Origin of the sequence: Rossellomorea sp. FM04394, from assembly GCF_041889765.1 — a bacterium.
Taxonomy (GTDB): domain Bacteria; phylum Bacillota; class Bacilli; order Bacillales; family Bacillaceae_B; genus Rossellomorea; species Rossellomorea aquimaris_B.
Genome location: NZ_CP168654.1, coordinates 2290410 through 2310855, shown reverse-complemented (window position 1 = coordinate 2310855; position 20446 = coordinate 2290410). Strand labels below are relative to the sequence as shown.

Here is a 20446-nt window from a genome sequence, read left to right as displayed (position 1 = left end):
AATCTATGCTGTTTTGAAGAAAAGTCCCAATGTATTGACCAGGATTTTCTCAAATACAAAAAAACGAGCTTCCACAATGGAAAGCTCGTTTTTTAATGTCCACCAAATAGCAATGAATTAAAGAATATGCCTCCAAGGGCTAAAACAGCCAATAAAGCATTGGCCATGAAAAAAATTTTGCGGTTCGCCTTAAAGAATAGGGTGACCATACCATAGTAAATGAGTGCAGCAATGATTATGAAAGTTCCGGCTTCAATTTGATATTTGGCTTCATGCAATTGCAGGAATGTTAATACACTTAATCCGGCAAATATAAATGCACCTATGTAATATAATAATGTTTGTGTATTCATTTGTCTCATCCTTTATGATCGTAATAGTAGAAGTTCCGTCTTCTATATGTATATAATATGAAATGAACCCTTTTTTGTAAAGTTACATGAACCCTCTGGGAGAATACCTGTAGAGAAAGGAGTCTCATCGATGAAGATACATATTTCAAAAGAAGCTCTTACATGGTTTAAAGACGAAATGCTTGTAGAGGTAGGCGATCAAGTCCGTTTTTATGTGCGCTATGGAGGTTCCAGTCCTCTGCATGATAGTTTTTCATTAGGAGTGAATAAAGAAGAACCGGTGGATATCGGCGAACGGGTCGAAGTCGAGAATCGGGAATTTTTTATTGAAGAAAGAGATTTATGGTTTTTTGATGGTCATGATTTGTACGTTGAGTACGACGATAAGCTAGAAGAACCTTCATATGAGTACAAAAAATAAGGAAGTATGGAAGGCTGGCATATGCCAGCCTTTTTATGTCCGGTTCAGAAAACGTGCAATATGGTCGTGCAGTCCCTCTGTAAGGAGAATGTCATATTGAATATCTCCTAAAAGATCGTAATGAGGAAAACCGTCTTCCCTCTGGTGGATCCATTCTTTTTTTAAACCATATTTCTTACCCCACCCAATTAATGTATCGATGTCACAACAGCCGACTTTCGTTACAGAGCGTGCATGGGGAAACCGGTCATCAAGCCAGTAATGAGTGAGAAATGCAATCTCTCCACGCTTTACACGCTGCTTCCATGCATGTAATTCATGTTTTGTTAACCCGAATGCCATGGAAGATCTTCCTTTCTATCATGCTTCAGTATGGGATTTTAAAAGGATCAACTCCTCTATGTAGAAATCACTTCTTAGCCTTTTCGTATGCTTCGTGCCAATGAGGGAACATCTTTCGAATCGATATTGGACGGAAGTTTTCCTGCTTGACGCAAACATGTTTCGATTGTCCCGTGATGGCCAGCTGGTTTTGACCGTTATAAATTTCGTAAGCATATGTAATGCGAAGCCCATCATATTCCTCAACCCACGTTTTGATAAACGCTTTTTCCCCGTAACGAACCGGTGATTTATAGCTGACATTCAGGTCGATAACAGGTGAAAGAATCCCTTCTTTTTCGATATCAGCATACTTAAAGCCCAGATCTTCGATAAGTTGCGTTCTTCCTAATTCCATCCATACAAGATAATTGGCGTGATACACAACTCCCATTTGATCTGTTTCTGCGTATCTTACCTCGATGGTTTTTTCAGCAATTTGCATCCTTTACACCCTCTTCATCTAATCAGTATCCTACCTCATTTTAACATAGATGGAGACAGCATTGAACAGATTGGTTCGGGAGTGAATGGCGCCTGGTGTCTTTCTTATGAATGAAAGAACCCGAACAGACAGGTCTCATTTGAGCCTTTTCCGTTCGGGTTGCAGGTACTATTGCTCAGTTTGATGAGCTTCGTCTTTAATTTCGTTTCGGAAAGCTTGCAGGCTTTCCCGGCGACGTTCATTCTTATCTTTAATAGACTGAAGCTGCTCTTCACTATCGGTGAAAGCCATCGACTCCTCAGCCTTCTCCATATTTTCAATCGTATGCTGAACCATGCCTTGAAGCTTTTCTACATTATCACTGCGATCATCCGGATTCGGTTTATCCCATGCCATCCTGCATTCCTCCTGCTGTTCGTATTGAGGGACGGACCTTACGCCCAATCCCTTTTCATTTTGGGTCTGAAGGTAAGTGCTTATTCACCCTTTGTCTGGATGACTTGTGCATGCTTACCCGATTTATCTTGCATTTGTTTCCCTTTGTTGCCGCCTGCAGCTCTTGATTGAGTTCCTATATGGTTTGGTGCAAAATGATTCGGACTTCCCTTTGAATTACTCATAACTTCCCCTCCTTACTAGTATGATTACCAAAATGGGAAGGAAGAAAAGACGTAATAATTGGCAGTATTATTTTCTAGGGCAAAAAAAATAAGCCTCGTAATTCCTTACTCGGCTTTGCCTATAGGGCGCTTTATTTCCAGTCTGGCATCGATTCGTTCTTCAATGGCATCCATGGCATCTTGATCTAGAAGGAGCTGCTTTTTATTTTCTTTTACAAGATCTGCAAATGATTTCTTCCTTGGTCTGCGCAATCCAATCGCCTCACTCTCCATTGTGATTTGTTATAAGTAGTATATCCAAATGTCAGATATTTTAAACAAAGGTCACAATAGATAATTGAGTTTGGTTCAAGAATTGCCTTTTTAAAGTCTTACAGAGGTCCGTCCTTCACTTGATTAGCGCAGAGAAGTCTTCAAGGGTGGTGATGGCGCCGATTTGTTTGTGGGTGATGGTCCCTTGTTCGTTGATAACGAATGTGGTTGGGACGGTCAGGATGTCGTAGGCGTTGTTGATTTTGTCGTCTTTGTCTAATAGGATCGGGAAAGTGAGACCCATTGCTTTTTGGTATTCTTTTACGTTGTATTGGGGATCGATATTGATTGCCAGTACTTCAACGTTCTTTCCGTATTTCGTATAGAACTCCTGCATGACCGGCATTTCTTCTTTACATGGTGGACACCATGTAGCCCAGAAGTTAAGGATTACTTTCTTACCCTTTAATTCAGATAATGTGATTGATTCCCCGGATAAGCTATCCAATTTAAAGTCGATGGCTTTATCCCCCACATTTGGTCCAGGATAGTTCTCTACTGGAGTAGTTTCTGACACTTCCCCTTCTTCTATGTCAATTAACTGATCATATGCCTCAGCTTGCGGGAACGTGTTTTCTGAAAAGTAAGTAGGCTCTGACTTATTCTCAATATAAAACGTGAAGACTAATAATGCTACTAGCAAAATGCCGAAAATGGATTTCAAAGGAGTGTGCTCCTCTCATAGAAATGATATTACTATCATCTTATGTTGGCTTGTCTCTAATTAGTCATCGAATTTAGTATGAGCTTTAAGCTAGTCAGTTGCATTGGGAAAATAAAAAAGCCCCGGGAAGACCCGGGGCTTAAAGGTTACATTATGACTGTAATTTATTACGTAGAACCATTTGTAGAATTCCACCATGGCGGTAGTAGTCAACTTCTACATCGGAATCAAAACGGGCTAATACTTCGAACTCTGTTTTAGTACCATCTTCAGCTACAGCTGTAACTGTTAAGATATCACGAGGTTTAACATCGTTTGTAACATTGACAGAAATCGTTTCTCTGCCCGTTAATCCTAGAGATTCAGCGCTGTCGCCCTTCTTGAATTGAAGTGGAAGCACACCCATCATCACAAGGTTTGAACGGTGAATACGCTCATAGCTTTCTGCGATAACCGTTTTAATCCCAAGAAGATTTGTACCTTTCGCTGCCCAGTCACGAGAAGATCCCATTCCATAATCTTTTCCTGCCAGAACAACCAATCCAGTACCGTCTTGTTGATACTTCATGCATGCATCATACATAGGCATCACTTCATCTTCAGGCCAGTATGTTGTGAATCCACCTTCTGTACCAGGAGCAATTTGGTTACGGATACGAATATTTGCAAACGTACCGCGCATCATTACTTCATGGTTTCCACGACGAGAACCGTAAGAGTTAAAATCACGAGGCTCAACATTGTTCGCCCGCAGGTATTTCCCTGCTGGAGTGTCTTTGCCGATAGCACCTGCAGGAGAGATGTGGTCTGTCGTTACAGAGTCACCGAATTTCCCTACAACACGAAGTCCATTCAAACCTTGGATATCTTCAGGAGTTGGAGCTAAACCAGTGAAGAATGAAGGGTTTTGAATGTAAGTCGATGTTTCATCAAAGCTGTATAGCGGTTCATTGCTTGTTTGGATTTCGTTCCAACGCTCATTCTCAGAGAATACATGCTCATATTCTCTACGGAATAATTCAGGTGTAACGGTTTGCTTCACTACGTCTTTCACTTCATCTTGAGAAGGCCAGATGTCTCTGAAGAACACATCATTACCATCTTTGTCTTTACCAAGTGAATCCTTTTGAAGATCGATGTCCACTGTACCAGCTAACGCGTATGCCACAACCAATGGTGGTGAAGCCAGATAGTTTGCTTTTACTAATGGATGGATTCGTCCTTCAAAGTTACGGTTTCCTGATAGTACTGAAGTTAACAATAGATCAGCATCTGATACTGCTTTTTCAATTTCAGGACGTAACGGACCAGAGTTACCGATACATGTTGTACAACCGTAACCTACAAGGTTGAAACCGATATCTTCAAGGTATGAAAGTAATCCTGAGTCTCTAAGGTATCCTGTAACAACTTTTGAACCAGGTGCAAGTGATGTTTTCACGTAGTCTGGAACATTCATTCCAAGCTCTACTGCTTTCTTCGCCACTAGACCTGCTCCCAGCATTACGTATGGGTTAGATGTATTTGTACAAGATGTAATGGCTGCGATCCCGATTGCACCAGTAGGCATGGAAACATCTTGACCATCTGCCGTTGTATACTTTGCTGTTTTATTGATTTCAGACTTATCAAGTCCAAATCCTTGTACGCCTTCTTTAGCTGTAATGGATTTGTGGAACATTTCTTTCATGTCAGAAAGTGGAATTAAATCCTGTGGACGTTTTGGTCCCGAAAGATTTGCTTCTACCACTGAAAGATCGATTTCCACTACATCTGTGTAAGTAGGCTCTTCTTTTTCAGGAGTGAAGAACATTTCATTTTTCTTTAAGTATTCTTCAACCATCTTGATATGAGTTTCGTCGCGACCAGTTAAACGAAGGTAATCCAATGATTCAGAGTCAACTGGGAAGAAACCACATGTTGCGCCGTATTCAGGTGCCATGTTGGCAATCGTTGCACGGTCTGCAAGTGGAAGCGTGGCTACTCCTGGTCCGAAGTACTCAACGAATTTCCCTACAACACCCTTTTGACGTAGAACTTGAGTTACTTTAAGAGCTAAGTCAGTAGCTGTTGCACCATTTGGAAGTTCGCCAGTGAATTTCACACCGATTACTTCAGGGATTGGGAAATAGGACGGCTGACCAAGCATACCTGCTTCCGCTTCAATTCCACCAACACCCCAGCCAAGTACACCGATACCGTTGATCATGGTGGTATGTGAATCAGTACCAACCAATGTATCTGGATATGTTTCGAAGTCACCTTCTGTTGTTTCAACAGCGTGGACAACATTCGCCAGGTATTCTAAGTTAACCTGGTGAACGATTCCCGTTGCTGGTGGCACGGCACGATAGTTTTCAAATGCTTTTTGAGCCCAGCTTAAGAATTGGTAGCGCTCAGCATTACGTTCAAATTCAAGGTCCATATTTGTTTTTAATGAATCAGCTGTACCATATTTATCTACTTGAACGGAGTGATCAATTACAAGATCAACTGGTATTTCAGGATTGATCTTTTGTGGATCTCCACCAATATCAGCCATTGCTTTACGTAAAGACGCTAAGTCAACTACTGCTGGTACACCAGTGAAATCTTGAAGGATGACACGGGAAGGCTTGAATGGAACTTCCGCATCTTTCACTTCAGTTGAGCCCCAGTTTGCTAAATTTTCAACGTGGTCTTTGTTAATCACGCGTCCGTCAAATTGACGAAGTACAGACTCGAGCAATACCTTTACACTGTAAGGTAAGCGATTAATTTTTGTTACTCCTGCTTCTTCAAGCGCTTTTAAACGATAATAATGATAACGTTTTCCTTCTAGTTCGAAAGAAGATCGTGCATTAAATACATCGTTCTTTGCCATTTCGATTCCCCCTCTAAACTACATCACACAATAAGTCGAAAAGTTTTCGTTCTAAACTAACGAACTTTTCTCACATTTACATCTTAATACAAGCGATTACATAAGTAAATAACAATAAAGTTATTGTTTTTGATAAGTTTTTCTTATCTAAAATAATAAACTCCTTTGGGTTTCTAGAAAAATATTGGTATAACAACATTTTTCCCCATGTCAAAACGTGTCAGCTGCCAGAAAATATTATTTTGAAAAAACAAATCTGTTAGCCTTTCCCTCTAATAATGGGTAGATGATGGTGGCATTCTATCCTTATGGAGGTGTTCTGCAATGGCCAAACGTAAAGCTAACCATGTAATTAACGGCATGAATGCGGCAAAAGCACAAGGAAATGGTGCCGGTTACAATGAAGAGTATTCAAATGAACCATTGACTGAAGCTCAGCGTCAGTTTAATAAAAAACGCAAAACGAATCAGTGATTCATTTGTAAGGTGATGAAACGACCTGGGCTAAAAAGCGTGAACCAATCAGTTTCATCACCTGCTTATATGTACATGCCTTCCTCTCTTCTCCCCTACCCTGTTTATGACTAAATAAAACCCGCCCTGCAATTATTTGGCAGAGCGGGTTTATTCTATATTATTTCTCTATTGCCCATTTACTTCATCGACGATCGAAGACAAGTCTGATTTGAATTGTTGAAGCTGTGCTCTTTGTGTCTCTGATGCCACTTCAAGTGCATTCTCGATTTGTTGGTATGCTTCGTTTACTTCATTCTTCAAGTGAGCCAGTTGTGAACCATAACTGGCTCCATCCAATACTAGTTCATTGATTGTATTCTGAATTTCAGTAACACTTTGTTCAGCAGCCTGAAAGGCCTGTTGCTTGTTTTTATGGTAAGGCATGGATAATCTCTCCTTATTCTGAAATTAGCTTTTTTAGTATGGTCAAAACAGTTTGAATTTATACCCATGAATAAACTGTTTTCCAACATAGCATTCTAAGAACAGGAGGGATGCTTTATGAATAAAAATGATGGTAAAGACATGCGTAAGAACGCTCCGAAGCAGTCAGGACAGCCGGAGCCTTTAAGTGGATCACATAAAGTGAAGAATCGTAATCACACTCGACAAAAACAACATAGCCATCACGATATGTAAGCAATAAATAAGGGAGTGCGGAACTGTGATAACACAATCCACACTCCCTTTAATCGTCTAATGCAGTTTCTTTAATGCACTGATAATATCGTTTTGTTCAATGGAAGAGACAGTCCGCAGATCAAAGAGAACGGTCCCTTCTTGAATTCTTGTTAAGATGGAAGGGTTCCCTTTTCTGAGTTTATCATGAAGATCTTGAGCAGACAGATTGTTATGAGTTACGGAAACTAAATAAGTATCTAATTCAACGTCAGGCATCGTACCTCCACCTATTTGGCTTTTCCCTGCGATTATGTCGAAAGTGAAATCTGTATTCATCGAATTTACAGTTTCTATTAAATGGTGGGATTGCTTGAGGATAACTTCCTTTTTCCTGGTGATGGCTTCAATGGTCGGATTTTTATCCTGGGCTTCCCCTTTTATATAATGCAAGAGAGTCATTTCTAAAGCTGCCAATGTCATTTTATCTATGCGCAGTACACGAGCGAGCTGATGCTTTTTAAGCTGATCGATCCATTGTTTTTTCCCCGCAATGATACCTGCCTGGGGTCCGCCCAACAATTTATCTCCACTAAAGGATACGAGGTCCGCCCCCATTTCAATGATAGTCTTTACTACAGGTTCATTCCCGATCCCCAATTGTCTGAAGTCATAAAGAGCTCCACTCCCTAAATCTTCATAATAAAGAATGTGTGGAAGTCGTTGGGATAACTGAACAAGTTCATTGGTGGAAACGGATTGTGTAAATCCTTTTATCACAAAATTACTTTGATGAACCTTCATGATCATGGCAGTCTCTTCACACAATGCCTCTTCATAATCCCTTAAGTGCGTTTTGTTCGTCGTTCCCACTTCAGAGAGCAGGGCCCCGCTTTCTTCCATGATGGAAGAAATTCGAAATGATCCGCCAATTTCCACGAGCTCCCCTCTGGAAACAATCACTTCTTTACGTTTGGCGAGCGCAGAAAGAATCAGGTATACAGCCGCTGCATTGTTATTCACAACCATGGCTGCTTCCGCACCGGTCAGTTCACATATGAATTTCTCAGCATGTGTGTGCCTTGACCCCCTTTTTGCCCCTTCAATGTCATATTCCAAGTTACTGTAGTGGCCCGCAGTCTCTTTAACATGTTCGATGGCGAGCTTTCCCAATCGGGCCCGACCTAAATTTGTATGTAGGATTGTTCCTGTTGCATTGATGACCTTGAGAAGAGAAAGGGAAAAGGTTTTCCGCATCAAGGCATCTGCCTGTGTAAAAATCTCTTCGATAAAATCGTTTGTCAATGGATGTGGTCCTTGCCATTGTTCATTCAACAGGGCCCTGCGGCAGCTTGTTACCACTCTTTTTAATAGGTCCGTCCCTCTTTCCTTGGTGAGTTGATGCTTGTTGAGGAGAGTATGGAATTGATTGGCTTGTTGGAGTTCGTGGATGGGTGGGATGTGTCTGACAAGTTGTTTCATTATTAACCCTCCTTCATTCTTTATACTGATTATAACACCCTCACCAATTAAATTAGAACGAATACAATGTGTAAAAGAAGAAGTTGGGGGTCAGGTGTAAATGAGTAAGGAAAAGGAGGGTTTCTATTTAGAGAACTGGGAGGAGAATATGAAGGATTGGTTGTTGGATCCTGCTACGGTTCAATTGGATGAACAAGAGTTTAAAGTAGAATTTCTGGATACGACGGAAGCATTCATTGTAGAGATTGAGACAGAAAATATTTGTCCAGAGGAATTGATCATTAAGAAAAATGATACTCAATTGCTAGTATCGATATTGATGAAAGATGAAATCAAGGTGAGAAATCGCACTATACGATTTCCATTTTGCTTAAAACAAAGGGCGATCACCTATTCAATTGAGCATCATACAATCGAAATCAATGTTCCCAAAAAAGAATGCCCCACCCCCTCATCCTTCTTTATTCGAGTCCAAGGGTTATCTCATGAATAATCATATTCTCTAAATAGATGGAAAGGTCTGAGATAAACACTCAGACCTTTCTCCATGTTTATAAGGAATCGATCGAAGAGATGATACGGTTGAAATCCGGAAAAACGCCTGTATCCAGTTTGGAATAAATCTTTTTATCCCCTACAGTAATTTCAAAGGCGCCACCAGAGGACGGTATTAACTTTAGTTCTTGAATGTCTGAACGGAAATGGGTAAACAGTTGTTCCGCGAAACTCGCGGCTTTAGGTGCATAGTTTCACATCATGCAAAATTCGATTGTAATCGAAACTTTTTTCATCATGATCTTCCTCCTTTTTGTGTCTGTAGGATTCCCCTATATTATAGAGAAATTTCAACTGTATATCATCTTATTTCCCCCCTCATTTCCAATTGATCTTCACTTCTCCTTTGCCCAATTGTATTTTTATCCTGTACAATTAGAATATTCATACATAAAGGGGTGAAGTGAATGAGCAGGGAAGAAATTATTCGTTTGACAGAACTTTCTTCAAAAGCCGGCTGAGGCTGTAAAATTAGTCCTAGTGACTTGACGCAAGTTTTGCGTCAGATACCCCCTCAACCATTTACCAAAGCATTATTAGTAGGAAGGGAATCATCTGACGATGGTGGTATCTATCAACTTACAGATGAACTTGCTATGGTACAAACCGTGGATTATTTCACCCCGATTGTGGATGATCCATACCAGTTTGGTCAAATTGCAGCTGCTAACGCACTAAGCGATGTTTATGCAATGGGTGGAACGCCAAAAACCGCCTTAAATATTGTCGGCTTTCCTATTAAAAAGCTTGGAAGTGAAATACTTGCTGAAATCTTGTCCGGAGCACAATGTAAAGTGATCGAAGCTGGTGCTGTGACGGTCGGTGGCCATTCTATCGACGATCAAGAGCCTAAATTTGGTTTAAGTGTGACGGGAATCGTTCACCCGAAAAAGTATTGGACAAATAGTGGTGCCAAAGAAGGAGACGTTATTGTTCTAACAAAACCATTAGGTGTTGGCATTTTAACGACAGGCATCAAACGGGAAGTGGTGACAGTTGATCAAGAAAAAGATGTGATCGAGGTCATGAGTACATTAAATAAATTAGCTTCAGAAGTTTTACATGCTTACCATCCGAATGCAGTGACAGATGTAACAGGTTTTGGTTTATTGGGACACGCCTTTGAAATGGCTAAAGGAAGTAATGTGTCCATCCAGTTCTCATACTCATCCATTCCCCTGCTAGAAGGGACGAAAGAATTAGCAGCTCATGGAGTCATTCCTGGTGGATCCAAAGCTAACCATAAGTGGCTTGAAGGAAAAGTTTCCTATGATCCGGGTCTCGAGCAAGAAGATCAATGGATCTTATGCGATGCGATAACTTCAGGAGGATTATTAGTAAGTCTACCTGAGGATCAAGGAGAAAAGTATATAGAGGATTTACGGCTTCACTCTGTATCAGCAAGTATGATTGGCAGGGTGCGAGCGAAACAGGACTGGAGTATCCTGGTTGAAAAATAAGAAAACGGTGGCTCCTTTTGAAAGAAGTAGATTTCTGCTACTAGCTATCAAAAGGACCACCGCTTATTTCTCTTCAATCATTTTGAGGAATTGACCGATCATTTTCCTTGATAATATTCTAACATGATAAGGGAATCGGTTTTTTTCTTTTGAGAAAGAATTGAACCAGATGACCTTCTTATCCAGCACAATGAATGGGATGCCCGTTGTAGAGTTTTCAGTGTTGAACCACATTCCCGATTGTAAGGAGCTGCCGTCTTTACATAGGAGGATGACGTTTTTCTCCTTTGATACAGTTTTTAATACGTTCATTATATCTGACGGGATATCTCTTGGATGCCCCACGTTCACCAGGATTGTTTCTTTAGCCGCCTGAATATCCTTCACAAGTTTACGGTGATCATCCTTATCAATCCACTTCATTTTTTTGGTTGAAAGAGGAGCGAGTGTTGAACTTGTTTCCTTATGCCCCTTCTGTTGTAGATGTCGGATGAATTGATGAACCGGTTTGGATGAAGGAGTATTTTCCTGGATAAATTGATCGTTTCCAATAAGGACAAACTTCCCCCTCGCTCGTGTAATTGCAACATTGAGCAGTCTATCGCTTCCGCTCCGGGTAAGTAACGCCCCAGGATTTCCATGGGAAACCCCATCCACGATGTCAAATATGATCATGTCATTTTCCGATCCCTGAAAACCATGAACTGTAGCGGCATATAAATCTGTCTGAGGATGTGTGCTCTTTACCAATTCATTTAGTAAAAGATTATACCATTTCGCTTGAATACGGTAGGGAGTTACAATCCCGATAGATTGAATTCCATCCTCGATTGCTTGCAGAGTAAGTTGGATCGTCACTAAGCTAGATAGGACATTCCAACGTGAGCCTTTTTGAGCCTCTGCCCATTCAGTCCCTTCTTTCAGTGAAAATAATACCGCTCCATGTGAAGGAAAAGGCTTTTTATTCGTAATTCCGGCTCTCTTCAATTGTACAGAATGGTGATCGCCTACCTTAGAATGGTAGATATAGTGATTGGTGAACGCCGAAATACTGGGATGCATCCTCCGCTGTTCTGGAAGTAATAATAACTGCGGGTGATCCAGGTCCCTGTCAACGGCATGTGCAACCTGCGCAGAATGAAAGATGTCTTCTTTCAGCCACTTCTTTACCATCGGATGAAAGGACGTGGAAATTGGTGGGAGCTGTTTGAAATCCCCGCAAATTATGATTTTCTTTCCCAGGGATGCAGCAAATGCTACCTGAGGTATATAGGCCATACTTGCCTCATCCACAATGACAAGGTCAAATTCTTCCTCATAAAGAATACCATCAATCGCAGCTTTAGATAGGGTCGTACCGATGACCCTTGCGTCTGTGACAAGTTCACCTTCTCTTCGTTTAAACTTTTCTTTGATTTTTTGATAATGAACCTCTAGCTGAGACAACCGTTCTGAGTCGTAACTTGAATACGTTTTAGCCAGTTTATTTTTTAACCTTCTCCTGTAGGTTTCGACCTTTCCTTTTTCCTCTGCCAGGCTGGGGTCAAGTCGTTCTAATATTTGAAGCACACTTAAATCTGTAACTTCTTCACTATACGCTTTCCTGTTGGTACCATAGCGGATGACTTCGCCTGCTTTCCACCGATCATGACTGCTGAGGAAGTGATGCATTTCTTCTATTAAGACATCAACCGCAGCATTACTATGGGAAAGAAGCAGCACTTTTTTTCCTTCTGAATAATGATAAGCAGCCACTCTGGCAAGCGTATAGGTTTTTCCTGTTCCAGGTGGTCCCCATAGATACGTAACTGGATTATACTTACTGCGCACATATGCTTCATGAAGAGGGTTTTTAAACGGAGTATACGGATGCCTTGTTTCCCTCAATGGATTTATCACATGTTGAATACGCTGTGTTTTTCCATGACGCTCTTTTGCTTCGTCCAATCGATCGATCAGCTTCTCTAATATTTCCCATGGTTCGTGCAATAGTTGACCATTTGAGATGGTGTCTCCAATGAACTGATCGAGCTCAATTATGCACTCCCGATCCTCTGAACTAATCACCACCCCTGGGATGCTTGATTGCTTCCTTTTATAAACCACGCCCCCTCCTTCAGGTAAGGAGGCAGCATAACCAAGGGTGAACCAATAAATATAAGCATTCTCTTCTTTTCGGATACATCTGCCTTCTTCTATCATAACACCAGATGTTTCTCTTTTTTTTAGTTGTAGAATTTCCATATCAAGAGCGGTTTTCCATTCTTCTATCATTTCTATTGTTTTCAATTAAATCACCTTTGTTATACGTAAAATCACGAACCTTATCATATCAATTTATTAAGTGGGTGTATACGATTAAGGACATATTGGGAAATTTTCATTGGCTATGGAGGGGCTTATAATAAAAAATCAAAAAAAAGAACCGAGATAAGATTCCGGTTCTTCCCCAAACTATTAAGAAATCACATGGCCTTGCCTGACTCCTCTTCTTCCTTTTCTACAAATCGGTCTGCGTAGTACAGAACATCTTCCACATATTGGTCGCTATGATTGTAGGCAAATACGGCTTGTTCGATTTTTCCGTCGGCTGCTCCATTCCGCGCTAAATAGTTGGCAGCACTGAAAACTGCATCCTCAATTTGAAAAGGATCGGCTATTCCATCCCCGTTAGCATCAACCCCATATCCGCCGTACTTTTCAATGACGGCAGGGTCTGTTTTTTGATCTGAAGGGATGTTTCCTTTTCCCAGACCTGAGCAAGTTGGATGGGACCAGCCCACAAAGGTACACGGCATAAACTGCATGTGTCCCTCTGCACCTGCTGGAGAGACGAGGGTCTTCATGGTTGAGAATTTCGTTTCGACCCGGTGATGGGCAGCCAGTAAGTACCAGGGTACCCCATATTCCTCTTGGGCTGCTTTATAGATGGGAATATATTCGGATGGGACCTCTTCTTTACCAATGGAAGACAGGTTATAAGAGACCTCTCCATTATAAACAGCATAATAGATAACTAAGACGATAATGGGGATGAGGACGATCGTAAATGGCGAGGATCGTTTTTTCTTACTTGGACGCTTTTTCTTTGTCACTTTTTTAGTCATTGAGGTTCGATCCTTTACAAGAATATTGATTCCTCTTGTATTTTAATATGAGATCCAATCCATGACAATCCATTATGTATAAATAAAAAAGATGACCCCTGAAGTCAGTTCTTTCTTCACCGGATGTAGGTAGAGAAATCATCGACTTAGGCCGGGGTCACCTAACCATTATTTATTGTTAACAAACAAACGCTGCTCCAACGATAATTAATAGGATGAATAATACTACGATTAACGCAAAGCCACCAGCGTAGCCACCACCGCAGCCATATCCATATCCAGGGTATCCATATCCATACATCATCAGTCACCTCCAGTTATCTTACTACGATATTAATGTATGTAGTGGACAAATTGTAGGTTAATTAAAATCTTCATTCACTTTTTGACCATGAAATGCATCTGGAGCAGATTGCCTATGAACAGTGGGTTTTGCTTATTGTGGAGAAGTGGAAAATGAGTAAAATGTCTAGATAAGTAGTGCTCGATATAGAAAAAAGAGAGCCTGGAAAACTCCAGGCTCTCTTAGATTTTACATATGCTCTTTGGGTTCTTTGGTCTTTCTTGGCTTAGGTTTGATGTATAATCCCAGCTCTTTTTTCTCTTGATTCAGTGATTTATAAAGAGACAGCATCATCAGGGCCATAATGACCGAGAATGGCAGTGCTGCGACAATCAATGCATTTTGTAATGCCTGCAATCCTCCACTATAGAGCAGGATTAATGCAACAGTAGACTGTGCAAGTCCCCAAGTTAACTTCACATAGTTCGGAGGAGTTAATGATCCATAGGTTGTTTGCATCCCCAGAACGAAAGTAGCTGAGTCAGCAGACGTAATAAAGAAGGTTCCGATTAATGTGATGGCAATGACCGATAGAATCGTTGACCATTCAAAACCGTTAAATACAGCAAACAACACCTCTTCTGTATTTAGTCCTGATATATCTGTTCCTGCTTGTTGAATTTCGATGGCAGAGGTACCAAAAGTAGCGAACCAAATGAAACTGACTAAAGCAGGCAGCAGTAGTACACCGATTAAGAATTCACGAATGGTTCTGCCCCGTGATACACGTGCGATGAAGATCCCGACAAATGGAGACCAGGAAATCCACCATGCCCAATAGAAAATCGTCCAGCCATTGATCCACCCGCGATGCTCTTCGTTTAATGGGGCAATCCGGAAACTCATGGCAGCGATGTTTTGAATATAAGCACCGATTGTATCAGTGAACATATTCAGGATGAGCAATGTAGGTCCGATAAAGAACATTAACACAAACAGTCCAATTGCCAGTACCATATTCGTATTAGATAGATATTTAATTCCCTTACTCAATCCAGACCATGCCGAGATCATAAATAACACGGTGACTACCGCAATGATAATGAATTGAACGGTGAAATTATTTGGAACTCCCAGGAGATATGAAAGTCCTCCGTTAATTTGAGCTGCACCAAACCCAAGCGTTGTGGCAACACCGACAACAGTGGCGAATACAGCCAGTACATCGATGACCGTTCCCAGTGGACCGTTCACTTTATCTCCAAAGATCGGTCTCAACGTAGCAGAAATTAAGCCGGGCTCATCTTTACGGAATTTATAATAAGCAAGTGCCAAAGCGACAATTGCATATATTGCCCACGCATGTATCCCCCAGTGGAAGAAGGTATAACGCATTGATTCCTTGATCGCCTGATTCGTTCCACCTTCAGCAAGTGGAGGCGTCAAATAGTGTGACAGCGGCTCTGCTGCCCCCCAGAATACTAAACCGATTCCCATCCCTGCACTAAACAACATGGCGAACCATGTTCCTTTCGTGTACTCAGGTTTCTCGTCTGGCTTTCCTAATCTTATCGTTCCAATAGGACTAAAGATCAAGAATACGCAGAAAATAACAATCACTGTTACTAAAATAAGATAATACCAACCGAATGTTGAGGTGATAAAAGATTGCATATTGGCTGTTACGGTTTCAAAGGATTTAGGAGCGATTACTCCATAAGCAACAGAAGCCGCAACTAATGCAACGGTAATCCAGAAAACATTTGATATCCTCTTCATAAAATTCTCCTTTCCATTCTCAATGTTTTTTGCTCTTTACTGCATGAAGGTAACGACAGCCGGATTATGGGTGTTCATCATAGTATGTACACCAGCGGCAATAAACTTCATCATGAAAGAGTCTCAGTTAATGCAGATGGGAATATGTGCATTCTGAGGATTGTGGGGGGAATAATTACTTATTACCTATTCCCTCACGACACTCTCATAAAACCAACATTTGTTACCCTATCAGAAAAAAGTTTAACTTTGCAAGTGATAACCACTAATTTTTTTTATAGTGTTTGTCATTTAAGCGTTTTCATTCCTCTTCTTTTTTTAAAATCGTTTTAAAATTGAAAGTCCATATAGAAATTTTTAAGCTTGGGAGACTGGAAATGAATACGCTTTATTAATCCAGTAAAGCAAATATGTGTTGACCATCAGCATATAAATTTAGTAGAAGAATAGGGCATTGATGGATATTATGAAAGGTTTCTTCTAATACACTTGAAGTTTTAACTGGGAATTCCGTATGAAGTTCTTGTAGTAATTTTCTTCTATCGGTGAATATTATTAAAAGAATGGATGGAAGGAGGTCGAGTCATGAAAAATAAACCAAACAAATCGCAACATGAAACAGCTGAAAAATTAGCTCAACAACAAATGGGTGAGGAAATTGAGATCAAATCCGTAGCTCCTTCTGCTAGAAAAGGTTCTAATGTTAATGGTAAATAGTTTTTTGATACAAAAAGGACGCCCGAGTCGGCGTCCTGATTATTCGTTACTCTTCAATAATTTTCACTTTGACATCCTGTACACCATATTTAAGGGCATCTTTTTCTTTTTCCATATAAATGTCGATGCGGTTTCCTTTTATGGCTCCTCCTGTATCTTCGGCACGGGCATAACCGTATCCTTCTACATACACCTTAGATCCCAATGGAATGACACTTGGGTCGACGGCAATGACTCTGGCATCAGGGTTTTCGATTAAGTCTACGCCTGTCTTTGTGATACCAATACAGCCTTCGCAATACGCTGTGTACGCCGTAGCCGTCACGTTAACCTCTTTCACAACATTGTCCTCGGAATCCTCAGAAGACTTTGTATCTGCTGATTTAACCTCTTGATCTTCTTCTGATTCGTTATTCACAGTAATACCTTCTTCTAAAAGTTGTTGGCGTGTCCCAACTTCATCTATCGAAACATGATATCGATTTGCAATCTCCCAGAGAATATCGCCTTGTTCTATATTATGATAATCATTCATTGCAGTATCAGTATCGTCTGAATCTGCAGAGGCAGATGTAAGTCCGATTGTTAGAAAAACTGTGAAGGAAAAAATGGAAAATAATACTTTTGTCATCTTGCAGAATTCCTCCTTTTGTGTTCGGTCTATGAAACCAACAGTTGAAATAGTAACATAGACTTACCTCAGGCACATAACAAACTGTTTATAAACCGATAACAATTAGATGACAAGCGTGTAATATTTATTGTTTTCTGGCAATTAAGCTGGAAATGCTTCTAATTCTTTCATTTTAGGGAAAATGTTTGATGAAAAGCGTAGAAGATTCGTGAGAAAAATTGTGTTGAAGTAGTTTTTGGAAGTTTACACAATGATCACCTTGTGTGACAGATTAACTCAAAAAAACCACTGAGAATGATTTCTCAGTGGTTTTTAATCTATTATTTCGTTTCAAGAATTTTTACGTTAACTGATTTTCTGCCCCAGTCAACCGCTTGGTCTTTTGATGGGATGAATACATCAATTCGATTACCTTTAATCGCTCCACCAGTATCTTCTGCAGTGGCATAGCCGTAGCCTTCAACATATACTTTAGATCCTAGTGGAATGACATTTGGATCTACTGCAATTACTTTAGCATCTGGATTTTCTAAAAGGTTCACACCAGTGGCTGTCGTACCTGAGCAACCTTCACAACTCGCTGTGTATGCAGTCGCTTCTACTGTGATTTCCTTTACAGCTTCTTCTTGAGAAGCTGGTTCTTCTGCTGCAGGTTCTTCTTCAGCAGGTTGTGCCTCTGCTGGTTCTGCTTCTGGCGCTTCAGCTTCTGGAGCTACTTCTGCTGTTTCTTCTGGAGCAGGCGCTGCTGCTTGCTCAGAAGTATTTGCAGTAGCTGAAGGTGCTTTTTTATCGTCTAGATTGATGACTAATTCTTGTCCAGGGACAATAAGATCACTTTCAAGTGCATTCCAGCCTATTAAGCTGTCAACGGAAACCCCGTAATGGGATGATATTCCCCAAAGTGTGTCACCCTTCTTAACTGTATAGTACTCTTTGGAAGATACCTGAAGTTCCTGATCAGGATAGATAATGTGTGAATTTAAGTTATTCCATGTCATGAGTTGATCAACGGATGTTCCGTATTCTTTTGCAAGTCCCCAAAGTGTGTCGCCTTTTTTTACTTCTATGTCTTGTGCTGAAGCGCTAGCTCCACCAGACACTGCAAGTGTAGTAAATGCAGCCACAGAAATAATCGATTTTTTTAGTTTCATAGAAAAATTCCTCCTTATGTAGCTAGCGGTTTATTTATTTTTGCTAACAGGGAAAATACTAACATAGTAAAATCTCAATTCAATAACAGGAACTTTAATATCGTGCGTCAAGAATATTTCACGACTGTAATAGAAAGCGATTTCCTGTATAAACTATCATGTATAGGAATACTATGGTAATTATTAAAGAAAATTATAGTTATAAAGGGTATTTATGGATTAAATAGCAAAGGGTTCTATTCGATTTGAAGTTGAAAATAGAGATCATTTTATCTTTTTTTGTTAGCTATAAATTTCAAATACTATATTTAATGAAGAAGATTCAGTTTTTTGGATGAAATAAGATTTAATCTTAACAAGGTAGAAGATTGCCTCTATACTATTAGAAGTAACGATTAATCTGGAGGATGACAAGGATGGAAAATCAGGAAGAAAATATCGTACTTTATAAAGATGATCCCGATGAGCACAGTGGTCGCTGTGAATGTGGCAACAATATTTTCAAATCTCGCGTATTAGATGGAAAGTTTTATCGAAAGTGTCAAGAGTGCGGTAAGACGAAAATCGTTTAATAAAAAAGGAAACCGACTTCAATTCGGTTTCCCTTTTTTTATTTATTCATTTTATGAATGATCGTGGAAGCAAACCGAACCAATTCGTCAGTCGTATGATTAATCTGCCTGATTGCTTCAACGATATAATTTAATTCAGACTGATTTCGTTTGAACATGCCCATATAGTTTTCCATCTCCATTTGGACAGTCATAATACCGCTTTGAACATTTCCGATCTCTCTTCGTGAATTTTCCGTTAAATCAGTGATGTCTCGAACGCGGTTGGAGACTACGCCGATTTGCTTGTTACTTTCATTTACAAGCTGATGAATGGAAGTGCTCAGTTTCTTTGAATCTTCTGCAAGCTTTCGGACCTCTGATGCCACTACTGCGAATCCCCTGCCTTCATTACCTGCTCGTGCTGCTTCTATAGAGGCATTTAAGGCAAGGAGATTCGTTTGCTCAGCTATTTGCTGAATCGAATTTGAAAGCGGCGTAATCTGTTCTGCTATCGTTTTAACACCCTTGATTTCATTTAACAGCGTTTTAATTTGCTCTGTAATGATGCCAAAGCTATCGATCATATTATCTGTTTGGTCTTTGTTCATATTGGAAAGCTGAAGGAGGTTTTTGCTGCTTTTCTCTGTGTTTTCAGATTCAGCCCGAATACGTTCCGCTTTCGTGGCGGTCTCGTTTAGGCTTTGTTCCGTTTGACTTAATGAAGAACCGAGCTCAGTGTTCATGTTGAGCATTTCTACTTGAAGGGCCTGGTTTTCTTGGTGAAGTTTTTCCAGCTCATCCATCCTGCTTTGAATATAGTATTCAGATACGATGCTAGCGTCTAAATGTATGCCATGATCAATCGCTACTAGAACGGAAGCGAGTTTAGATGGTTCGTTTTGGTAAAGCTCTACAATCTTTGGGATTAATAAATGCTGAATGGTGGTGTAAGTAGAAATGAACCAATCGATGGTAACACCATTCCGATTATGGGTTTTCCCCATTCGTTCCCTCATTGAGAAATACTCTTCATTCAACTCACCAGAGAATAGTGAACGGAAATAATCATGGAATACGGTCTTTAATCGCTCTCGACTGGAGTGATTTACAGCGATCTCAACTAAACTGGGATGCTTATATAGGTGGTCTAATACCGTTTCAAGTAAGGAATCGGATAATTGCTCATATACAGGGAGAACTTCTTTTAACTCGCTTAAATGGTGTTCCTGGAATTGCATATAGTGTAGTCTTTCATTCAGTTTCTTATCTTGTAGATTAATGATGTTGGATGAAGGAACGATTACAGGTTCAATCTTAGGTTTTCTCGAAAATAAAACAGCCATAAGGGATTGCCTCCGATAGATATTGGTATTTTTTGAGCGATATGTATAAATTTTGTATAATATATCTACTTTACCCCAACTTTTTTCCTAAGACAATCTTTTTGTTTGCAAAATTTCAATAATTCAACCAAGGGTGAATCTATTTGCTGTGTACGGAGACAAAACAAGTTAACCGGCACAAATCAAGC

The 20446-nt window shown here is 40.3% G+C and carries 24 protein-coding genes and 1 pseudogene; 7 read left to right on the top strand and 18 right to left on the bottom strand.

From position 1 onward, the window contains the following. Positions 1-92: 92 nt before the first annotated feature. Positions 93-353 (bottom strand): hypothetical protein, encoded by a 261-nt coding sequence (locus ACCB35_RS11545; protein WP_374053852.1) that lies wholly within the window; start codon positions 351-353, stop codon positions 93-95. Between the two features lie 130 nt (positions 354-483). Between ACCB35_RS11545 and ACCB35_RS11540 the strand changes: the two genes are divergently transcribed. Then, positions 484-774 (top strand): HesB/YadR/YfhF family protein, encoded by a 291-nt coding sequence (locus ACCB35_RS11540; RefSeq protein ID WP_044336994.1) that lies wholly within the window; start codon positions 484-486, stop codon positions 772-774. 33 nt (positions 775-807) lie between these two features. Here the strand turns inward: ACCB35_RS11540 and ACCB35_RS11535 are convergent, their stop codons facing one another. The 7 genes from ACCB35_RS11535 to acnA all read right to left on the bottom strand — a co-directional run bounded on the left by ACCB35_RS11535 (position 808) and on the right by acnA (position 6059). Continuing rightward, entirely contained in the window at positions 808-1116 is a 309-nt protein-coding gene (locus ACCB35_RS11535; protein WP_374053851.1) for a hypothetical protein, read from the bottom strand. 67 nt (positions 1117-1183) lie between these two features. Then, entirely contained in the window at positions 1184-1600 is a 417-nt protein-coding gene (locus tag ACCB35_RS11530; RefSeq protein ID WP_299737121.1) for a thioesterase family protein, read from the bottom strand. A gap of 168 nt (positions 1601-1768) precedes the next feature. Further along, entirely contained in the window at positions 1769-1996 is a 228-nt protein-coding gene (tlp, locus tag ACCB35_RS11525; protein WP_044336997.1) for a small acid-soluble spore protein Tlp, read from the bottom strand. A gap of 80 nt (positions 1997-2076) precedes the next feature. Next, the gene (locus ACCB35_RS11520) at positions 2077-2220 is read right to left on the bottom strand and encodes an acid-soluble spore protein N (protein WP_044336998.1); all 144 of its coding nucleotides are present in this window, start codon (positions 2218-2220) and stop codon (positions 2077-2079) included. Between the two features lie 105 nt (positions 2221-2325). Beyond that, a complete protein-coding gene (locus ACCB35_RS11515; RefSeq protein ID WP_374053850.1) occupies positions 2326-2493 on the bottom strand; it encodes an FbpB family small basic protein in 168 nt (55 codons plus the stop codon). Positions 2494-2608: 115 nt separating this feature from the next. Then, the gene (locus ACCB35_RS11510) at positions 2609-3196 is read right to left on the bottom strand and encodes a peroxiredoxin (protein WP_052504393.1); all 588 of its coding nucleotides are present in this window, start codon (positions 3194-3196) and stop codon (positions 2609-2611) included. A gap of 151 nt (positions 3197-3347) precedes the next feature. After that, positions 3348-6059 (bottom strand): aconitate hydratase AcnA, encoded by a 2712-nt coding sequence (gene acnA / locus ACCB35_RS11505; RefSeq protein ID WP_044336999.1) that lies wholly within the window; start codon positions 6057-6059, stop codon positions 3348-3350. Between the two features lie 324 nt (positions 6060-6383). Here acnA and sspO point away from each other — a divergent pair, with 324 nt between their 5' ends. Next, a complete protein-coding gene (gene sspO / locus ACCB35_RS11500) occupies positions 6384-6533 on the top strand; it encodes a small acid-soluble spore protein O (protein ID WP_044337000.1) in 150 nt (49 codons plus the stop codon). 168 nt (positions 6534-6701) lie between these two features. On the opposite strand, the gene ACCB35_RS11495 is transcribed toward sspO, so the two are convergent. Beyond that, positions 6702-6959 carry a hypothetical protein gene (locus tag ACCB35_RS11495; protein ID WP_044337001.1) on the bottom strand — a complete coding sequence of 86 codons (258 nt, stop codon included), beginning with the start codon at positions 6957-6959 and terminating at the stop codon, positions 6702-6704. A gap of 117 nt (positions 6960-7076) precedes the next feature. Here ACCB35_RS11495 and ACCB35_RS11490 point away from each other — a divergent pair, with 117 nt between their 5' ends. Continuing rightward, positions 7077-7214, top strand: coding sequence for a small acid-soluble spore protein P (locus ACCB35_RS11490; protein WP_044337002.1), 138 nt, complete (start codon positions 7077-7079; stop codon positions 7212-7214). 57 nt (positions 7215-7271) lie between these two features. On the opposite strand, the gene selA is transcribed toward ACCB35_RS11490, so the two are convergent. Further along, positions 7272-8675 carry an L-seryl-tRNA(Sec) selenium transferase gene (gene selA, locus ACCB35_RS11485; RefSeq protein WP_374053849.1) on the bottom strand — a complete coding sequence of 468 codons (1404 nt, stop codon included), beginning with the start codon at positions 8673-8675 and terminating at the stop codon, positions 7272-7274. 100 nt (positions 8676-8775) lie between these two features. On the opposite strand from selA, the gene ACCB35_RS11480 reads away from it, so the two are divergent. Beyond that, positions 8776-9168, top strand: a complete 393-nt coding sequence (locus ACCB35_RS11480) for an Hsp20/alpha crystallin family protein (RefSeq protein ID WP_374053848.1) — start codon at positions 8776-8778, stop codon at positions 9166-9168. Between the two features lie 58 nt (positions 9169-9226). Here the strand turns inward: ACCB35_RS11480 and ACCB35_RS11475 are convergent. Further along, positions 9227-9412 (bottom strand): annotated as a pseudogene (locus ACCB35_RS11475) (Rdx family protein); the annotation flags it as partial. A 225-nt stretch (positions 9413-9637) separates the two neighbouring features. Here ACCB35_RS11475 and selD point away from each other — a divergent pair. After that, complete coding sequence (selD, locus tag ACCB35_RS11470) at positions 9638-10690, top strand: selenide, water dikinase SelD (RefSeq protein WP_374053847.1); 1053 nt, start codon at positions 9638-9640, stop codon at positions 10688-10690. A gap of 63 nt (positions 10691-10753) precedes the next feature. Here the strand turns inward: selD and ACCB35_RS11465 are convergent, their stop codons facing one another. The 4 genes from ACCB35_RS11465 to ACCB35_RS11450 all read right to left on the bottom strand — a co-directional run bounded on the left by ACCB35_RS11465 (position 10754) and on the right by ACCB35_RS11450 (position 15859). Then, the gene (locus ACCB35_RS11465; RefSeq protein WP_374053846.1) at positions 10754-12979 is read right to left on the bottom strand and encodes an AAA domain-containing protein; all 2226 of its coding nucleotides are present in this window, start codon (positions 12977-12979) and stop codon (positions 10754-10756) included. A gap of 176 nt (positions 12980-13155) precedes the next feature. After that, positions 13156-13797: a lytic transglycosylase domain-containing protein gene (locus tag ACCB35_RS11460; protein ID WP_374053845.1), complete on the bottom strand. Its 642-nt coding sequence runs from the start codon at positions 13795-13797 to the stop codon at positions 13156-13158. A 178-nt stretch (positions 13798-13975) separates the two neighbouring features. Beyond that, a complete protein-coding gene (locus tag ACCB35_RS11455) occupies positions 13976-14098 on the bottom strand; it encodes a YjcZ family sporulation protein (protein WP_172655644.1) in 123 nt (40 codons plus the stop codon). A gap of 231 nt (positions 14099-14329) precedes the next feature. After that, positions 14330-15859, bottom strand: coding sequence for a BCCT family transporter (locus tag ACCB35_RS11450; protein WP_374053844.1), 1530 nt, complete (start codon positions 15857-15859; stop codon positions 14330-14332). 585 nt (positions 15860-16444) lie between these two features. On the opposite strand from ACCB35_RS11450, the gene ACCB35_RS11445 reads away from it, so the two are divergent. Then, a complete protein-coding gene (locus ACCB35_RS11445; protein ID WP_301280408.1) occupies positions 16445-16576 on the top strand; it encodes a hypothetical protein in 132 nt (43 codons plus the stop codon). 46 nt (positions 16577-16622) lie between these two features. On the opposite strand, the gene ACCB35_RS11440 is transcribed toward ACCB35_RS11445, so the two are convergent. Both ACCB35_RS11440 and ACCB35_RS11435 read right to left on the bottom strand, forming a co-directional pair. After that, positions 16623-17207, bottom strand: coding sequence for a 3D domain-containing protein (locus ACCB35_RS11440; protein ID WP_374053843.1), 585 nt, complete (start codon positions 17205-17207; stop codon positions 16623-16625). Between the two features lie 323 nt (positions 17208-17530). Further along, on the bottom strand, positions 17531-18361 hold the full coding sequence (locus ACCB35_RS11435; protein WP_374053842.1) for a LysM peptidoglycan-binding domain-containing protein: 831 nt from the start codon (positions 18359-18361) through the stop codon (positions 17531-17533). 416 nt (positions 18362-18777) lie between these two features. Here ACCB35_RS11435 and ACCB35_RS11430 point away from each other — a divergent pair, with 416 nt between their 5' ends. Further along, on the top strand, positions 18778-18933 hold the full coding sequence (locus ACCB35_RS11430) for a hypothetical protein (RefSeq protein ID WP_172655591.1): 156 nt from the start codon (positions 18778-18780) through the stop codon (positions 18931-18933). A gap of 38 nt (positions 18934-18971) precedes the next feature. On the opposite strand, the gene ACCB35_RS11425 is transcribed toward ACCB35_RS11430, so the two are convergent. Next, positions 18972-20258, bottom strand: a complete 1287-nt coding sequence (locus tag ACCB35_RS11425) for a protoglobin domain-containing protein (protein WP_374053841.1) — start codon at positions 20256-20258, stop codon at positions 18972-18974. Positions 20259-20446 lie beyond the last annotated feature (188 nt).

What these genes read in the sequence shown, in the direction of transcription:
- ACCB35_RS11545 (WP_374053852.1), bottom strand. Translation starts at nt 353, where the DNA reads ATGAATACACAAACATTATTATATTACATAGGTGCATTTATATTTGCC.
- ACCB35_RS11540 (WP_044336994.1), top strand. Translation starts at nt 484, where the DNA reads ATGAAGATACATATTTCAAAAGAAGCTCTTACATGGTTTAAAGACGAA.
- ACCB35_RS11535 (WP_374053851.1), bottom strand. Translation starts at nt 1,116, where the DNA reads ATGGCATTCGGGTTAACAAAACATGAATTACATGCATGGAAGCAGCGT.
- ACCB35_RS11530 (WP_299737121.1), bottom strand. Translation starts at nt 1,600, where the DNA reads ATGCAAATTGCTGAAAAAACCATCGAGGTAAGATACGCAGAAACAGAT.
- tlp (WP_044336997.1), bottom strand. Translation starts at nt 1,996, where the DNA reads ATGGCATGGGATAAACCGAATCCGGATGATCGCAGTGATAATGTAGAA.
- ACCB35_RS11520 (WP_044336998.1), bottom strand. Translation starts at nt 2,220, where the DNA reads ATGAGTAATTCAAAGGGAAGTCCGAATCATTTTGCACCAAACCATATA.
- ACCB35_RS11515 (WP_374053850.1), bottom strand. Translation starts at nt 2,493, where the DNA reads ATGGAGAGTGAGGCGATTGGATTGCGCAGACCAAGGAAGAAATCATTT.
- acnA (WP_044336999.1), bottom strand. Translation starts at nt 6,059, where the DNA reads ATGGCAAAGAACGATGTATTTAATGCACGATCTTCTTTCGAACTAGAA.
- sspO (WP_044337000.1), top strand. Translation starts at nt 6,384, where the DNA reads ATGGCCAAACGTAAAGCTAACCATGTAATTAACGGCATGAATGCGGCA.
- ACCB35_RS11495 (WP_044337001.1), bottom strand. Translation starts at nt 6,959, where the DNA reads ATGCCTTACCATAAAAACAAGCAACAGGCCTTTCAGGCTGCTGAACAA.
- ACCB35_RS11490 (WP_044337002.1), top strand. Translation starts at nt 7,077, where the DNA reads ATGAATAAAAATGATGGTAAAGACATGCGTAAGAACGCTCCGAAGCAG.
- selA (WP_374053849.1), bottom strand. Translation starts at nt 8,675, where the DNA reads ATGAAACAACTTGTCAGACACATCCCACCCATCCACGAACTCCAACAA.
- ACCB35_RS11480 (WP_374053848.1), top strand. Translation starts at nt 8,776, where the DNA reads ATGAGTAAGGAAAAGGAGGGTTTCTATTTAGAGAACTGGGAGGAGAAT.
- ACCB35_RS11460 (WP_374053845.1), bottom strand. Translation starts at nt 13,797, where the DNA reads ATGACTAAAAAAGTGACAAAGAAAAAGCGTCCAAGTAAGAAAAAACGA.
- ACCB35_RS11455 (WP_172655644.1), bottom strand. Translation starts at nt 14,098, where the DNA reads ATGTATGGATATGGATACCCTGGATATGGATATGGCTGCGGTGGTGGC.
- ACCB35_RS11450 (WP_374053844.1), bottom strand. Translation starts at nt 15,859, where the DNA reads ATGAAGAGGATATCAAATGTTTTCTGGATTACCGTTGCATTAGTTGCG.
- ACCB35_RS11445 (WP_301280408.1), top strand. Translation starts at nt 16,445, where the DNA reads ATGAAAAATAAACCAAACAAATCGCAACATGAAACAGCTGAAAAATTA.
- ACCB35_RS11440 (WP_374053843.1), bottom strand. Translation starts at nt 17,207, where the DNA reads ATGACAAAAGTATTATTTTCCATTTTTTCCTTCACAGTTTTTCTAACA.
- ACCB35_RS11435 (WP_374053842.1), bottom strand. Translation starts at nt 18,361, where the DNA reads ATGAAACTAAAAAAATCGATTATTTCTGTGGCTGCATTTACTACACTT.
- ACCB35_RS11430 (WP_172655591.1), top strand. Translation starts at nt 18,778, where the DNA reads ATGGAAAATCAGGAAGAAAATATCGTACTTTATAAAGATGATCCCGAT.
- ACCB35_RS11425 (WP_374053841.1), bottom strand. Translation starts at nt 20,258, where the DNA reads ATGGCTGTTTTATTTTCGAGAAAACCTAAGATTGAACCTGTAATCGTT.